Below are 15,063 nucleotides of genomic sequence, written 5' to 3' on the forward strand. Positions count from 1 at the left end.
GCGCGGTATTCGCAAGGGAGTTGAAGCCATGACCGAGCGCTGGAGCCCGGAGAGCTGGCGTTCCAAGCCGGTGCAGCAGGTGCCTGACTATCCCGACCAGAAGGCGCTGGCCGAGGTCGAGGCGCAGCTTGCGACCTTCCCGCCGCTGGTGTTCGCCGGCGAGGCGCGCAACCTGAAGAAGGCGCTGGCGCGGGTTTCGGCCGGCCAGGCCTTCCTGCTGCAGGGCGGCGACTGCGCCGAGAGCTTCGCCGAGCACGGCGCCAACAACATCCGCGACTTCTTCCGCGTGCTGCTGCAGATGGCCGTGGTCATGACCTATGCCGGCGCGGTGCCGGTGGTGAAGGTCGGCCGCATCGCCGGCCAGTTCGCCAAGCCGCGCTCGTCGCCGACCGAGAAGATCAATGGCGTCGAGCTGCCGAGCTATCGCGGCGACATCGTCAACGACACCGCGTTCACGCCCGAGGCGCGCATTCCCGATCCGCGCCGCCAGCTCGACGCCTACCGGCAGTCGGCGGCGACCTTGAACCTGCTGCGCGCCTTCGCCACCGGCGGCTTCGCCAATCTCGGCAGCGTGCATCAATGGATGCTCGGCTTCGTCAAGGATAGCCCGCAGTCGCGCCGTTACAAGGAGCTCGCCGACCGCATCTCCGAGGCGCTCAACTTCATGCGCGCCTGCGGCCTCGACCTCGAGAGCCATCCGGAGCTGCGTGCCACCGACTTCTACACCAGCCACGAGGCGTTGCTGCTCGGCTATGAGCAGGCCTTCACCCGCGTCGATTCCACCACTGGCGACTGGTACGCGACCTCGGGCCATTTCATCTGGATCGGCGACCGCACCCGGCAGCTCGATCACGGCCATGTCGAATATTTCCGCGGCATCAAGAACCCGATCGGCCTGAAATGCGGCCCCTCGCTGAAGCCGGACGAGCTGCTGAAGCTGATCGACATCCTCAATCCCGACAACGAGCCGGGCCGGCTGACCCTGATCAACCGCTTCGGCGCCGACAAGGTCGGCGATCATCTGCCGGGACTGATCCGCGCGGTGCAGCGGGAAGGGCGCAAGGTGGTGTGGTCGTGCGATCCGATGCACGGCAACACCATCACCTCGACCTCGGGCTACAAGACGCGGCCGTTCGACCGCATCGTTGCCGAGGTGCGTGCGTTCTTCGCGGTGCATGCCGCGGAAGGCACCCATGCCGGCGGCATCCATCTGGAGATGACCGGCAAGGACGTCACCGAGTGCATCGGCGGCGCGCGGGCGATCACCGACGAGGATCTCAACGACCGCTATCACACGGTGTGCGATCCCAGGCTCAACGCCGAGCAGTCGATCGACATGGCGTTCCTCATCGCCGAGCTGCTGAAGCAGCAGCGCGGCGGCAAGTCCGCACCGATGCCGGCCGTCGCGGGCTTCTGATGCTGCGCATCTGGCGCGCGACGCTCAACTCGCGCAACGGCCTGGCCTTCGCGCTCCGCTCCGAGCAGGCGGTGCGCGAGGAGGTGGTCGCGTTCCTGCTGGCGCTGCCGCTGGCCTATGTCGTCGGCGCGACGCCGATGCGCAGCGTCGAGCTGGTCTGCGCGGTGGTGCTGGTGCTGGTCGTCGAGCTGCTCAACACCGCGATCGAGAAGCTCGCGGACCGGCTCACCACCGAGCACGATCTGCAGATCGGCCGGGTCAAGGATCTCGGCTCGGCCGCGGTCGGCGTCGCGCTGCTGATGTCCGGCAGCTTCTGGCTGTTCGCGATCGCCGAGCGGCTTGGGCTGCTTTGAATGAGTTGAGCGATGGTCGCTGACATCTTCAGGGTCACGCTGGCCCAGCTCAACCCGACGGTCGGCGACATCGCCGGCAACGTCGCCAAGGCGCGCGAGGCGCGTGCGAAGGCTTCGGCCGACGGCGCCGATCTCGTGGTGCTGCCGGAGTTGTTCATTGCGGGCGATCCGCCGCAGGACCTCGTCTTGCAGCCGGCATTTCAGGCCGCGTGCCAGGCCGCGATCGAGGCTCTCGCGCGCGAGACCGGCGATGGCGGGCCAGCGGTGCTGATCGGTACGCCCTGGATCGAGGACGGCAAGCTCTACAATGCCTGCGCGCTGCTCGACGCCGGCCGCATCGCCGCGACGCGCTTCAAGGCCAACCTGCCCGATGGTGATCAGAAGCGCCTGTTCACGCGCGGCCCGGCTGCCGGCCCGCTCAGCGTGCGGGGCGTTCGCATCGGCGTCGCGATCGGCGACGACATCTCGCTCGAAGAATCCTCGAACGACGAAAACGTCATCGAGACGCTGGCAGAAACCGGGGCCGAGCTCATCGTCGTGCCGAGCCGCTCATGCTACCTGCGCGGCGGCGGCGACCGGCGCCTGTCGGCCGCCGTGGCGCGCGTCACCGAAAGCGATCTGCCGCTCGTCTGGCTCAATCAGGTCGGCGGTCAGGATGGCGAGGTGTTCGACGGCGCGTCCTTTGCGCTGAACGCCGATCTCTCGGTGGCGGCACAGCTCCCGGGCTTCGTCGCTGAAGTCACGACCTTGGCATGGAGCAGGGGAGACGATGGCTGGCAGTGCCGGGGACCGGTCACCACGCTGATCGAGGGCGACGAGGCGGACTACGCGGCCCGCGTGCTCGGCCTGCACGACCATGTCGAGAAGCACGGCTTCACCGGCATCGTGCTCGGCCTGACCGGAGGCATCGAATCCGCGCTGTCATTGGCGATGGCCGTCGATGCGCTGGGAGCTGCGAGGGTTCGCGGCGTGGTGCTGTCCGGGCCCGACATGCCGCAGGAGGCGCGGGCTATTGCAATCGCGGCGCGGCTCGGCGTCACCGCCGAGGTGTTGCCGATCACGGCGGCAGTGGCCGGCTTCGAAACGGTTCTGCCCGGTCCGCTGGCGGGCGGGGCCCGTCACGCCCTGCTGGCGCGCGTGCGCGGCACGCTGCTGCTGGCGTTGGCGAGTCTTTCTGGTGCGCTTGCCGTCGCTACAGGCGAGGAGTCGGATCGGAATGGCTGTGAGATCGGTGACGCGACCGGCGGTGTCGCTCTGTTCGACGATATGTCCCAGGCCGAGATCGTTCGTCTCGCAGCGCTTCGCAATCGTTGGAAGCCTGCGAACGCGCTGGGACCGTCGGGCGAAGTCATATCGCCCGATCTCGCTGGCCGCGCGTTCTCAGATGCGTTCGAAGGATGACCCGATGGTCCAGCGATTTCGCTCAGCGCGCCGGGATGAAGGTCGGTCCGACCGTGCGGATCTGCTTGTCGCCACCGGCGCCCGTGGTGTCCGCGGTCGCGGGCGCTGCGGCCTCGGCCGGCGCGGCACCCTTCCGGGCGGCGTTCGCCGGCGGCTTACCGGTCTGGCGCTGCTGCATCCGCTTGGCGCTCTCCTCGGTGACGATGATGTCGCCCTGCTGCTCGGCTGCGGCCTTGTCATCGATCGATTTCAGCGCGTCGGCCCAGGTCTGTCCCGCGGCCTTGCAGGAACAGCTCGGGTTGAACTCGGTGCGATACTTGAAGGCGTTCGGCAGCGCGGTGTAGGGCTGGCCGTTGACCGAGACCGCCTGGTTCATGTCCTCGCCGGGATTGCGATAGGTGAACAGCGTCGCGTCGGCGGCGGGGCATTGCGCCTTGCAGGCGCGCTCGTCGTCGGCGAAGCGGCCGGGAACGGTGGCGAACGAGATCGGGAAATAGGCGCCGTCGCAGCTACGCACGCACACAGTCCGGTAGGTGCCCTGCGGCGCCGCGAGATCGGCGCTCGGCGGGGGCAGCGATGCGGCCGGATTGCTGTCGGCGCCGCCGCCGAACAGGCTGGTCAGGAAGTTGCCGCCGCCGCCGCGATTGGCGTTGGCATATTGCTGGTACTGCGGGCCGCAATTGTTCTGGCCCAGCGCAGCCAGCACCGAGCGGCGCTGATTGTCGCGCTCACCACCAAACCCGCCGCCGCGCAGCCGCTCCAGGCTGTTGGTGATCTGGTCGAGATTGGTTCGCATCTGCTGGATCTGGTTGTTGACCGGAGCGCATTCCGCGGAACGGCCATTGAACAGCGAGAAGAAGCCGGTGCTGTCGCAGCCCATGCGCTTGGCCTGCATGCTGACGCGGTCGAGCTCGCCTTGCTGCTTGGCGGCCGCGTCCTGATAACGCCGGATCTGGTCCTCACGCGCGGGATCGCCGCCACCGCCGCGATCGATCGAGGCGAGCTGCGCTTCCAGACGCGGGCAGATCGGATTGACGCCGGCCTGCGGCCCGGGCTGGCCCGGCGGCATCTGCGCATAGGACTCGGAGCTGGATTGCGCCAGGGCGTGCGAGCCGGTCAGGGTCAATCCGAGCAGCGCAGAGACGGCCAACAGGCGCGGAGACAGGGATGCGATCAAGATGCGGTATTCCGGTCCATGGGTGCAGCCGCGGGACTAGCACAGAATTCGGAAAAATCGCGGCAGCGGCGGGCATCCCTTAGCCGCTTTGTCGGGCATCGTCACGTCGTTTCCGGGGCGCCGGGGTGGCGGGAACAGCCGTTCCCGGCCGTCTCAGCGCTGGCAGGTGATCGCGACGAAGTCGCTGCAGCCGCCGTGGGCACAGTTTGCGCCAGCTTTCGGCACCGATCCGGTGATTTCATCGGGGTCGACGCGGCGATAGGAGGAGGCCTGTGCAAAATCCCGTGATTGGCAGTACGACCGCGCGGCCGAGGCGCCGCATCGGTCGCCCTTGGCGAGGCACTGGTCGACGCCGTAGCCGTCGGCTTCGTTGGCGATGATGAAGATGCGGCTCTCCGCCGTGGCGGTGGTCGCGGCGGCGAGGAGAACACAGCAGGCGAGCAGCGCCGAGGAGATTCGCATGGTGCACCGGTGGGTGTAGGAGACAACTCATGGTTAGGCCCAAAAGGTTAAAAATGATTAACCATGAGGCGGGGCGCGAGCATTTGGGCAGTGAAAACGGCCGTTTTGCGGCTCTTGACGGAGACAGCCGGCTGCAGCATGGTGAGTTTCATGAACGGTTTCCTCGCCATCTGCTGCATTTGCCGCGAGATTACGCGCTAGCGATTCGCTGGCTGAGGCCGTCTTTTCTCAACAGAGATGATCAGGACGCCCGGCCGGCAGGTCGGAAGCGTGATTCGTGCCGTGGCGGCCCGCTCGCGGGCGGTCGTGCGGCGTAGGACACCCGTTGCGCCTCGTCATGGACTGTCGGTCCGTCGGGGCGGTGAGCACAGGGCATTCGGGGACGGACCATGGACTTGCGTTTGTACGACACCGCGTCGCGGGAGAAGCGCCCCTTCGTGCCGCTCGATCCGAACAATGTCCGCATGTATGTCTGCGGACCGACGGTCTACGACTTCGCCCATATCGGCAATGCGCGGCCCGTGATCGTCTTCGACGTGCTGTTTCGGCTGCTGCGGCATCTCTACGGCAAGGATCACGTCACCTACGTCCGCAACATCACGGATGTCGACGACAAGATCAACGCGCGCGCCGCGCGCGACTTTCCCGGGCTGCCGCTGAACGAGGCGATCCGCAAGGTCACGGAGGTGACGGCCAATCAGTTCCACAGCGACGCGGCTGCGCTCGGCAGTCTCCGACCCACCTTCGAGCCGCGGGCCACCGAGTTCGTGCTGCCGCGCCCTGATGGCAAGGCGGATATGGTGACCCTGATCAAGCAGCTGATCGCGCGTGGCCACGCCTATGAGGCGGGCGGCGAGGTGTTGTTCGACACCCGATCGATGCCGGACTATGGCGCGCTATCGGGTCGTAGGCTCGACGAGCAGCTCGCCGGCGCGCGCGTGGCCGTCGATGCGCACAAGAAGAATCCTGCCGACTTCGTGCTGTGGAAGCAATCGTCGGAGGACGAGCCGGGCTGGGACAGCCCGTGGGGCCGCGGCCGGCCGGGCTGGCACATCGAGTGCTCGGCGATGAGCGCCGCCTTTCTCGGTGAGGTCTTCGACATCCATGGCGGCGGACTCGATCTGATCTTCCCGCATCATGAGAACGAGATCGCGCAGTCGCGTTGCGCGCACGGCACGTCCGTGATGGCGAACTACTGGCTGCACAATGAGTTCGTCCAGGTCGAGGGCGCGAAGATGTCGAAGAGCCTCGGCAACTTCGTCACCATCCGAGACCTGCTGGCGGACTGGCCCGGAGAGGTGTTGCGCCTCAACATGCTCAAGATGCATTATCGCTCGCCGGCGGATTGGACGGTCAAGGGCCTGGAGGAGAGTGCCAAGACGCTCGACGACTGGTATCGCGTCGCGGCCGATGCGCCGGGCGAGCAGCCGGAGCCTGAGATCATCGCCGCCCTCGTCGACGACCTCAACACGCCGCTGATGATCGCAGAGCTGCACGCGTTGCGGAGCCGTGCGGCGTCCGGCGGCGAGACGGATCGCGCTGCCTTTGCAGGCTCGCTTCGTTTTGCGGGCTTCCTGTCAGAAACCGTCGCGCAATGGGAGGCGCGAAAGCAGCAGGCCAAAGGCGTCGACGCCGCCAAGGTCGAAAGCCTGATCGCCGAGCGCACCGCGGCTCGCGCGCGCAAGGACTTCAAGGAGTCCGATCGCCTCCGCGACGAGCTCGCGGCGATGGGTGTCGTGTTGAAGGATGGCAAGGGCGCCGACGGCAAGCCGGTGACGACCTGGGAGATCGCGCGATGAGCAAGCCCGACACGCCGTTTCCGCGGCACTGGCTGTACTACATCCTGCTCAAGCTGGTTCTGATCGCGGGCGCGGTGGCGCTGGTCACGAAACTCTACGGCATGTGGTGACGCATGGGACAGGCTCTTCCGAGGCCCGCGCTCCGGCCGTTTCTTCCCGCTGATGCGCCGGTGCTGGCTGCGATCTTCGTCGCCAGCATCCAGGAATTGACCGGTGACGATTACAGCGAGGAGCAGCGGGAGGCCTGGGCGTCCGCTGCTGAGGATGAGACGGGTTTCGGCAAGAGGCTGGCATCCGAGCTCACCTTGATTGCGACCCTGCAGGGCTCGCCGGTCGGCTTCGCCGCGCTGAAGGGAAACGATCACATCGACATGCTCTATGTCCATCCGAACGCGGCGGGGCAGGGCGTCGGGGCCCTGCTATGCGACGCGCTGGAAAAGCTGGCGGGCGCGCGCGGCACGACCGGTCTGTCGGTCGACGCCAGCGACACGGCGGTCGAATTCTTCCGCAAGCGCGGCTACGTCGCGCAGCAGCGCAATAGCGTCTCCATCAATGGCGAGTGGCTCGCCAACACCACGATGAAGAAGACGCTCGGCTCCGGGGGAGCACAGGCATGAGCACGGCAGGCACAAGCAGGGAACGACTTTATCTGTTCGACACCACCCTGCGCGATGGCGCGCAGACCAACGGTGTCGATTTCACGCTGGCCGACAAGCAGGCGATCGCGCGCTTGCTCGACGATCTCGGCATCGACTATGTCGAGGGCGGCTATCCCGGCGCCAATCCGCTCGACACGGAGTTCTTCGCCGCCAAGCCCAAGCTCGGCCACGCCCGCTTCACCGCCTTCGGGATGACGCGCCGGGCGGGACGCTCGGTGTCCAACGATCCGGGCGTAGCGGCGTTGCTGGAGGCCAAGGCAGACGCGATCTGCTTCGTCGCGAAGTCATCCGCCTATCAGGTGCGCGTCGCGCTGGAGACCACCAACGAAGAGAATCTCGCCTCGATCCGCGACAGCGTGACGGCCGCGAAGGCTGCGGGGCGCGAGGTGATGCTCGACTGCGAGCATTTCTTCGACGGCTACAAGGAGAATGCGGAGTTCGCGCTGGCCTGCGCACGCGCGGCCTATGAGGCCGGCGCGCGCTGGGTCGTGTTGTGCGACACCAATGGCGGCACCATGCCGCACGAGATCGAGGCGATCGTCGGCGAGGTCGTCAAGCACGTGCCGGGCGATCACCTCGGCATCCACGCCCATAACGACACCGAGCAGGCGGTGGCGAACTCGCTTGCCGCGGTCCGCGCCGGCGTGCGCCAGATCCAGGGCACGCTGAACGGCCTCGGCGAGCGCTGCGGCAACGCCAATCTGTGCTCGCTGATCCCGACATTGAAGCTGAAGACGGAGTTCTCGGATCGCTTCGAGATTGGCGTCTCCGACCACCAACTCGCCGGGCTGATGAAGGTCTCGCGGACGCTCGACGACATGCTGAACCGCGCGCCGAACCGCCACGCGCCCTATGTGGGCGAGAGCGCCTTCGTGACCAAGACCGGCATTCATGCCTCGGCCGTGCTCAAGGATCCACAAACCTATGAGCACATTCTGCCCGAGAGCGTCGGCAATCGTCGCAAGGTGCTGGTATCGGACCAGGCGGGCCGTTCCAACGTGATCGCGGCGCTGGAGCGTGGTGGCATTCCCTTCACCAAGAGCGATCCGAAGCTGACGCGGCTGGTCGAGGAGCTGAAGGAGCGCGAGGCCGCGGGCTATGCCTACGAGTCCGCCAACGCCTCGTTCGAGCTGTTGGCGCGGCGCACGCTGGGCTCGGTGCCCGAGTACTTCCGGGTCGAGCAGTTCGACGTCAATGTCGAGCAGCGCTACAACGCGCTCGGCGAGCGCGTCACGGTGGCGCTGGCCGTGGTCAAGGTCGACGTCGCTGGCGAGCGGCTGATCTCGGCGGCCGAGGGCAACGGTCCGGTCAATGCGCTCGACGTCGCGCTGCGCAAGGATCTCGGCAAGTACCAGGGCTATATCGATGGTCTGAAGCTGATCGACTATCGCGTCCGCATCCTCAATGGCGGCACCGAGGCGGTCACGCGCGTGCTGATCGAGAGCGAGGACGAAAAGGGCGAGCGCTGGACCACGGTCGGCGTGTCGCCGAACATCATCGATGCCTCGTTCCAGGCGCTGATGGATTCGGTATTCTACAAGCTGGTGAAGTCAGGCGCGCCGGGGTGAGATGGTGTATCCGTCATTGCGAGCGAAGCGAAGCAATCCAGAGTCTTTCCGCGGATCGAGTCTGGATTGCTTCGTCGCTCTGCTCCTCGCAATGACGGAGGAGAGGGCAGGAGGTAACGCATGATCGACCACGTCTCCGTCGGCGTCAGCGATCTCGCCCGCAGCGCCCGCTTCTATGAGCTCGCGCTGGCGCCGCTCGGGATGACGCGCCTGGTCGCGCGCCCGGCGACCATCGGCTTCGGCAAGGCCTATCCGGAGTTCTGGATCAATCTGCGCCCCGCGATGGCGCGGGTATCGTCCGACACCGGCTCGCATCTGTGCTTCCGTGCTAGGAGCACCGCCGAGGTCGATGCATTCCATGCGGCGGCGCTGGAGGCGGGCGGTGTTTCAGACGGCCTGCCTGGGCTACGGCCGCATGATCGCGTGCGCTACTACGCCGCCTTCGTGCTCGATCCCGACGGCAACCGGATCGAAGCCGTCACATTTCCCGCGGAGTAGGGATCAGAGCCGCTTGGCGATCTCCGGTGCCATTTCGGTCTCTTCCCTGGCGATGCCGGCGGCAGCCGCGCGCAGGCGCGGCAGGATGTCCTCGACGCGCTCGGCCTTCAAGAGCTCGATCGAGAAGCCGGGGCGGATGAACTCGGTCTCGCGCATATGGGCGAGCAGCGAGAACAGCGGCTCCCAGAAGCCGTCGATGTTGGCCATCAGCACCGGCTTGGCGTGGCGTCCGAGCTGTTTCCAGGTCAACTGCTCGACCAGCTCCTCGAGCGTGCCGATGCCGCCGGGCAGCGCCACGAACGCATCGGAATGCTCGAACATCAGCCGCTTGCGTTCATGCATGTCGGGCGTGACGATGAGATCCTTCAGCGGCATCATGACTTCCTTCTTCACAAGGAAGTCCGGAATGATGCCGGTGACGTCGCCGCCATGGTCGAGCACCGCCTTGGCAACCGCGCCCATCATGCCGATGGAGCCGCCGCCATAGACGAGCCTGACGCCGTTCTCGGCGAGCGCCTTGCCGAGCGCTTTCGCTGATTCGATGAAGCTGGGATTGGTCCCGGGGCCGGAGCCGCAATAGACACAGACGGTGCGGATTTCAGTCATTGGACGGATGTGACACTGCAGTTGAAAGGCGTCAAGACGAGGGCGGAGGGCGTGGATTCGCGGGCTTTCACGGAATGATGCGGACTAGATGGATCCATTTGCCTGGGAATGGAGTATGCAAATACTGCGCCGCGGCAACGGAATCCGCCGACGCACGGGTGCATCCGGCGCCCGGACACTCTATATGACCAGCAACGCCGGCATCACAACATGCCGAGACACTCGCTGTTCCAGAACGTTAGATGCCGCCCGATTCCTCCTCCGAACCAGCCGCCAGCCAGCCATCGTCCCTCGAGCAGGGAACGCTGGCCGGCACGCTGCGCCATTTGTGGCCCTTCATCTGGCCGAGCGATCGCGCCGACCTGAAGATGCGCGTGCTATGGTCGGTGGTGCTGCTGATCGTGGCGAAGGTCGCGACGCTGGTCCTGCCCTTCACCTTCAAATGGGCGACCGACGCGCTGACCGGCGCCAACACCGCGCCGATTGCGCCCGCCAACTGGGCGTTCTGGCTGGTGGCCTCGCCGCTCGTCATGACGGCAAGCTACGGTGGGATGCGCGTCCTGATGGCGGTGCTGACGCAGTGGCGAGATGGTATTTTTGCCCGCGTCGCCATGCATGCGGTGCGCAAGCTCGCGACCATCACCTTCGTCCACATGCACGAATTGTCGCTGCGCTTTCACCTGGAGCGCAAGACCGGCGGCCTGACCCGTGTGCTCGAGCGCGGCCGCAACGCGATCGAGACCATCGTGCGCATGGTGATCCTGCAGCTGATCCCGACCATCGTCGAGGTCTCGCTGCTGACGGCGGTGCTGCTCTGGCAGTTCGACTGGCGCTACGTGCTGGTCACGCTCACCATGGTCGCAGCCTATCTCTATTACACCTACATCGCGACCGAGTGGCGCATCGAGATCCGGCGCCGCATGAACGACTCGGACACCGACGCCAACACCAAGGCGATCGACTCGCTCTTGAACTATGAGACGGTGAAATATTTCGGCGCCGAGGCGCGTGAGGCCGAGCGCTATGACCGTTCCATGGAGCGCTACGAGCGGGCCAGCGTGAAGACCTATACCTCGCTCGCAGTGCTCAACGCCGGGCAGGCCGTGATTTTCACGATCGGGCTGACGGTGGCGATGCTGATGTGCGCCCAGGGCGTGCGCCAGGGCCGCAACACCGTCGGCGACTTCGTCATGATCAACAGCATGATGATCCAGCTCTACCAGCCGCTGAACTTCATGGGCATGGTCTACCGCGAGATCAAGCAGGCGATCATCGACATCGAGAAGATGTTCGGCGTGCTCACGCGCGATGCCGAGGTGAAGGATTCACCCGGGGCGACGCCTTTGGTGGTGACCTCCGGCCATGTCCGCTTCGAGGACGTCCGCTTCGCCTATGAGCCGGAGCGGCCGATCCTGCAGGGCCTGAGCTTCGAGGTGCCGGCCGGCAAGACGGTCGCGATCGTGGGTCCGTCAGGTGCCGGCAAGTCGACCATCTCGCGGCTGCTGTTTCGCCTCTACGACGTCTCCGGCGGCCGCATCCTGATCGATGGGCAGGATATCCGCGACGTCACCCAGGTGTCGCTGCGCGCCCAGATCGGCATGGTGCCGCAGGACACCGTGCTGTTCAACGACACCATCCGCTACAACATCCGCTACGGACGCTGGGATGCCGACGACGCCGCGGTCGAGGAGGCGGCCCGCCTCGCGCAGATCGACGGTCTGATCCGGATGGCGCCGAAGGGGTACGAGACGCAGGTGGGCGAGCGCGGCCTCAAGCTCTCCGGTGGGGAGAAGCAGCGCGTTGCGATTGCCCGCACCATCCTGAAGGGGCCGCCGATCCTCGTGCTGGACGAGGCGACCTCGGCGCTGGACAGCCATACCGAGCACGAGATCCAGGAGGCGCTCGATGGCGTGTCGCGCAATCGCACCTCGCTCGTGATCGCGCATCGGCTTTCGACCATCGTGGCGGCCGACGAGATCATCGTGCTCGACCGGGGGCGAATTGCCGAGCGTGGCACCCATGCCGAGCTGCTGGGCAAAGGCGGGCTGTATGCCGGCATGTGGAACCGGCAGCGCGAGGCCGAGGAGGCGCGCGAAAAACTGGCGCAGATCGGCGACGATGCGGCGGCGCCGAACCGCAATCCGCCGGATCGGAGCGAGCCGGACGCGGTCGGGCCCGATCGGACCGGCCAGGTGGCGAGTGCCGCCGAATGATGCCGCGGACCGCCCTGATCTGAACTCAAGAATGCATTAAGGATTCATTTTGACCTTCGCCGGCCATCGACCTAGTCAAGGCGGCGGTCCGCTCTGAGGTCAGAGCGACAACACTCAACGAAGCAGGCCATGTCGATCAGCAATTCCATCCGCGCTCAGATCCCGCCGATCCACCCGGAAGGCTATCCCTTCATCGGGGGATTTGCCCTCGTCAGCCTGATCCTGTTCTGGATATTCACCCCGCTCGGCTGGATCGGCACGCTGCTCACCGTCTGGTGCGCGCTGTTCTTCCGCGACCCGATCCGGGTCACGCCGCAGCGGGAAGGGCTGGTGGTGGCGCCGGCCGACGGGCGCATCTCCATGATCACGCGCGCCCTGCCGCCGGCCGAGCTCGGCCTCGGCGACCGGCCGCTGCTGCGGGTCTCGATCTTCATGAGCGTGTTCAACGTGCATGTGAACCGCAGCCCGGTGGCCGGCCGGATCGAGAAGATCTCCTACCGTCCGGGCGCCTTCATCAACGCCGAGCTCGACAAGGCGAGCGAGGACAACGAGCGCAACTCGCTCGCGATCTCGACGCCGCATGGCCGCATCGGCGTGGTCCAGATCGCCGGCCTCGTGGCGCGCCGGATCGTGTCGTTCGTGCGCGAGGGGCAGACCATCGGGGCTGGCGAGCGCTTCGGCCTGATCCGCTTCGGCTCGCGGCTCGACGTCTATCTGCCTGACGGCACGGAAGTTCTGGTCTCGGAGGGGCAGACGGCCATTGCCGGCGAGACGATCCTGGCCGATTTCGACGTGCCCGTGCCCGGCCTGACCTTCCGGAGCCAGTGAACCGTCGCCGGCCGATGATGACTCATTAAAGGTCCTTGAGGCACCTTCCGGCACAAGGTTCCTACCAACCCACACGTGGTGTGATCATGAGCTTCGATCCGAACTCTCCCGAACTGCGCCGGCGCCGTTTCCGCCCGATCCCGGTGCGGCTGCTGGTGCCGAACATGATCACCCTGTTGGCGATCTGCGCCGGCCTGACCGCAATCCGGCTGTCGACCGAGGGGCGGATGGAGCTCGCCGTCGGCGCCATCGTCTTCGCTGCCTTCCTGGACGGCATCGACGGCCGCATCGCCCGCATGATCAAGGGCCAGTCGAAGTTCGGCGCCGAGCTCGACAGCCTGGCCGATTTCGTCAATTTCGGCGTGGCGCCCGGCCTGATCCTGTATTTCTGGCAGCTCCATGAGCTGCGCGACGGCGGCTGGATCGCCGCCATGATGTACGCCATCAGCGGCGGCCTGCGGCTGGCGCGCTTCAATGCCAGCATTGACGATCCCAATAAGCCGCCCTTCGCCGCCAATTTCTTCACCGGCGTGCCGGCCCCGCTTGGCGCCATCACGGTGCTGCTGCCGGTCTATCTGGCGTTCCTGGATCTGCCGAGGCCGCCGGCGCTGGTGACGGCTTTCTACACGCTGCTGATCGCCTTCCTGATGGTGTCGCGGCTGCCGGTGTTCTCCGGCAAGACCACGCGGATGCGCGTCTCGCCCGAACTCGTGCTGCCAGTGTTCGCCTCGGTGGTGTTCTTCGTGGCGCTGCTGGTGGTCTATCCCTGGCACATCCTGTCGGCAGGATCGATCCTCTACATCCTGAGCCTTCCGTTCGGCTGGCGGCTGTATCGGCAGCAGGCGGCGCGGCACTCCGCGGTCCTTGGTGCCGCGGCTGCAGCGCCGCACGCCTCGTCTTCATCCGCGACGGCTTTTGCGCCGACCGGCGCGCCAGCGGCGGAGCAGGGGCAGCGGCCGCCGGAACGGCTGCACTGAGCGCAAGGCCCCAAGACCCAGCGCGCGCTTTGCCGGCTTCGGCGCCTCAGTTATACCGGATGGCCAAGGACGGCCGCGAATGCCGTCCGCATCATCCGGAGAAATCGCCCGTGACAAGCACTGCCGCCGCGCCCCTCGCTGCTTCCGTTCTCGAGGCGCTCGCGCGCTACGATACGCCGACCATCTGCAACGCGATGGAGATCGTGGCGCCCGAACGCCGCCTGGTCGGCTACACGATCAAGCCGCTGGTGTGTCCGTTCCCCGATCTGCCGCCCATGGTCGGCTACGCGCGGACGGCGACGATCCGGTCCGTCGTCAAATCGGGATTGCCGGCGGACGAGCAGGCGAGGCGGCGCACAGACTACTACGAATATGTCGGCACCGGTCATGGTCCCCGCATCGTCGTGATCCAGGACATCGATGGTCCCGACATCGGCTACGGCGCGTTCTGGGGCGAGGTGCAGAGCAATGTCCACAAGGCGCTCGGCTGCCTCGGCGTGATCACGGATGGATCGATCCGCGACATTCCGCAATGGGCTGCCGGCTTCCAGGCTCTGGCGGGCTCGATCGGTCCGTCGCATGCGTGGGTGCATGCCGAGAGCTTCGGCGGCGAGGTCCGCGTCGCCGGGATGACCGTGCGCTCGGACGATCTGATCCACTCCGATCGCCATGGTGCGATCGTCATCCCGGCCGACATCGCGGCGAAGCTTCCCGAGGCGGCCGAGCTGTGCGCGCGCCGCGAAACGCCGATCCTGGAGATCGCGCGGTCAGCGGATTTCTCGCTCGAGAAGCTCAAGGCCGCCTTGAAGCGGTCGGCGGAGATTCATTGAGCCTCGCTTCGCTCCGGTCCCAATCAGCGAGAGCCGTACCGCTCGGCGGTGCGGCCCCGTTCGGGCCCTGCGCAGGGCCGCTCGCCGAACTGCGACGCTGCAACCGCATCCGGATGACTACGGGGTGGCGGCCGAGCTTCCGCCGAAAGTATCGGGCGTGGTGGCGAATGACCCGCAAACAGGCCGGGATTTGCCGAAGGTTAAGCGGCCGTCGTTCGTTGAGAAGATTTTATCCATCAAGCTTTACCTGATGGCCAGCCTGTCCCGATAGGCAT

At 66.4% G+C, this 15,063-nt stretch carries 15 protein-coding genes; 12 read left to right on the forward strand and 3 right to left on the reverse strand.

Annotated elements, in window-relative coordinates; genetic code table 11:
* Positions 1–28 precede the first annotated feature (28 nt).
* The 3 genes from QX121_RS14475 to QX121_RS14485 are packed head-to-tail and all read left to right on the forward strand — an operon-like array spanning position 29 to position 3,171.
* Positions 29–1,417: a class II 3-deoxy-7-phosphoheptulonate synthase gene (locus QX121_RS14475; RefSeq protein ID WP_315739648.1), complete on the forward strand. Its 1,389-nt coding sequence runs from the start codon at positions 29–31 to the stop codon at positions 1,415–1,417.
* The gene (locus QX121_RS14480; protein WP_315739649.1) at positions 1,417–1,770 is read left to right on the forward strand and encodes a diacylglycerol kinase; all 354 of its coding nucleotides are present in this window, start codon (positions 1,417–1,419) and stop codon (positions 1,768–1,770) included. The genes QX121_RS14475 and QX121_RS14480 overlap by 1 nt, the downstream gene beginning before the upstream one ends.
* A gap of 12 nt (positions 1,771–1,782) precedes the next feature.
* Entirely contained in the window at positions 1,783–3,171 is a 1,389-nt protein-coding gene (locus tag QX121_RS14485) for a nitrilase-related carbon-nitrogen hydrolase (RefSeq protein ID WP_315812282.1), read from the forward strand.
* Positions 3,172–3,193: 22 nt separating this feature from the next.
* Here QX121_RS14485 and QX121_RS14490 read toward each other — a convergent pair whose 3' ends face one another.
* Positions 3,194–4,348, reverse strand: coding sequence for a DUF2865 domain-containing protein (locus QX121_RS14490; RefSeq protein ID WP_315739651.1), 1,155 nt, complete (start codon positions 4,346–4,348; stop codon positions 3,194–3,196).
* A 153-nt stretch (positions 4,349–4,501) separates the two neighbouring features.
* Complete coding sequence (locus QX121_RS14495) at positions 4,502–4,810, reverse strand: hypothetical protein (RefSeq protein WP_315739652.1); 309 nt, start codon at positions 4,808–4,810, stop codon at positions 4,502–4,504.
* A gap of 389 nt (positions 4,811–5,199) precedes the next feature.
* Between QX121_RS14495 and cysS the strand changes: the two genes are divergently transcribed.
* The 4 genes from cysS to QX121_RS14515 all read left to right on the forward strand — a co-directional run bounded on the left by cysS (position 5,200) and on the right by QX121_RS14515 (position 9,334).
* Positions 5,200–6,609: a cysteine--tRNA ligase gene (gene cysS, locus QX121_RS14500; protein ID WP_315812283.1), complete on the forward strand. Its 1,410-nt coding sequence runs from the start codon at positions 5,200–5,202 to the stop codon at positions 6,607–6,609.
* Between the two features lie 113 nt (positions 6,610–6,722).
* Entirely contained in the window at positions 6,723–7,226 is a 504-nt protein-coding gene (locus tag QX121_RS14505; protein ID WP_315812284.1) for a GNAT family N-acetyltransferase, read from the forward strand.
* Entirely contained in the window at positions 7,223–8,836 is a 1,614-nt protein-coding gene (gene cimA, locus QX121_RS14510; RefSeq protein WP_315812285.1) for a citramalate synthase, read from the forward strand. The genes QX121_RS14505 and cimA overlap by 4 nt, the downstream gene beginning before the upstream one ends.
* 120 nt (positions 8,837–8,956) lie before the next feature.
* A complete protein-coding gene (locus tag QX121_RS14515) occupies positions 8,957–9,334 on the forward strand; it encodes a VOC family protein (RefSeq protein ID WP_315739658.1) in 378 nt (125 codons plus the stop codon).
* Positions 9,335–9,337: 3 nt separating this feature from the next.
* Here the strand turns inward: QX121_RS14515 and QX121_RS14520 are convergent, their stop codons facing one another.
* A complete protein-coding gene (locus QX121_RS14520; protein WP_315739659.1) occupies positions 9,338–9,940 on the reverse strand; it encodes a TIGR00730 family Rossman fold protein in 603 nt (200 codons plus the stop codon).
* A gap of 242 nt (positions 9,941–10,182) precedes the next feature.
* On the opposite strand from QX121_RS14520, the gene QX121_RS14525 reads away from it, so the two are divergent.
* The 5 genes from QX121_RS14525 (at position 10,183) to QX121_RS14545 (ending at position 15,059) form a co-directional block, all read left to right on the forward strand.
* Entirely contained in the window at positions 10,183–12,153 is a 1,971-nt protein-coding gene (locus QX121_RS14525) for an ABC transporter ATP-binding protein/permease (RefSeq protein ID WP_315776892.1), read from the forward strand.
* A gap of 93 nt (positions 12,154–12,246) precedes the next feature.
* Positions 12,247–12,981 (forward strand): phosphatidylserine decarboxylase, encoded by a 735-nt coding sequence (locus QX121_RS14530; RefSeq protein ID WP_315739724.1) that lies wholly within the window; start codon positions 12,247–12,249, stop codon positions 12,979–12,981.
* Positions 12,982–13,067: 86 nt separating this feature from the next.
* Entirely contained in the window at positions 13,068–13,958 is an 891-nt protein-coding gene (locus QX121_RS14535; protein ID WP_315739662.1) for a phosphatidylcholine/phosphatidylserine synthase, read from the forward strand.
* 110 nt (positions 13,959–14,068) lie between these two features.
* Positions 14,069–14,788 carry an RraA family protein gene (locus tag QX121_RS14540; RefSeq protein ID WP_315812286.1) on the forward strand — a complete coding sequence of 240 codons (720 nt, stop codon included), beginning with the start codon at positions 14,069–14,071 and terminating at the stop codon, positions 14,786–14,788.
* A gap of 124 nt (positions 14,789–14,912) precedes the next feature.
* Entirely contained in the window at positions 14,913–15,059 is a 147-nt protein-coding gene (locus QX121_RS14545) for a hypothetical protein (protein WP_315776891.1), read from the forward strand.
* The last annotated feature ends 4 nt before the right edge of the window (positions 15,060–15,063 follow it).

It is taken from the genome of Bradyrhizobium sp. SZCCHNR2028, from assembly GCF_032380995.1.
Classification (GTDB): domain Bacteria; phylum Pseudomonadota; class Alphaproteobacteria; order Rhizobiales; family Xanthobacteraceae; genus Bradyrhizobium.

Bases quoted from the DNA above. Each gene is read 5' to 3' on its own strand.
- cimA (WP_315812285.1), top strand. From the start codon at position 7,223: ATGAGCACGGCAGGCACAAGCAGGGAACGACTTTATCTGTTCGACACC.
- QX121_RS14515 (WP_315739658.1), top strand. From the start codon at position 8,957: ATGATCGACCACGTCTCCGTCGGCGTCAGCGATCTCGCCCGCAGCGCC.
- QX121_RS14505 (WP_315812284.1), top strand. From the start codon at position 6,723: ATGGGACAGGCTCTTCCGAGGCCCGCGCTCCGGCCGTTTCTTCCCGCT.
- QX121_RS14475 (WP_315739648.1), top strand. From the start codon at position 29: ATGACCGAGCGCTGGAGCCCGGAGAGCTGGCGTTCCAAGCCGGTGCAG.
- QX121_RS14520 (WP_315739659.1), bottom strand. From the start codon at position 9,940: ATGACTGAAATCCGCACCGTCTGTGTCTATTGCGGCTCCGGCCCCGGG.
- QX121_RS14535 (WP_315739662.1), top strand. From the start codon at position 13,068: ATGAGCTTCGATCCGAACTCTCCCGAACTGCGCCGGCGCCGTTTCCGC.
- cysS (WP_315812283.1), top strand. From the start codon at position 5,200: ATGGACTTGCGTTTGTACGACACCGCGTCGCGGGAGAAGCGCCCCTTC.
- QX121_RS14495 (WP_315739652.1), bottom strand. From the start codon at position 4,810: ATGCGAATCTCCTCGGCGCTGCTCGCCTGCTGTGTTCTCCTCGCCGCC.
- QX121_RS14480 (WP_315739649.1), top strand. From the start codon at position 1,417: ATGCTGCGCATCTGGCGCGCGACGCTCAACTCGCGCAACGGCCTGGCC.
- QX121_RS14485 (WP_315812282.1), top strand. From the start codon at position 1,783: ATGGTCGCTGACATCTTCAGGGTCACGCTGGCCCAGCTCAACCCGACG.
- QX121_RS14525 (WP_315776892.1), top strand. From the start codon at position 10,183: ATGCCGCCCGATTCCTCCTCCGAACCAGCCGCCAGCCAGCCATCGTCC.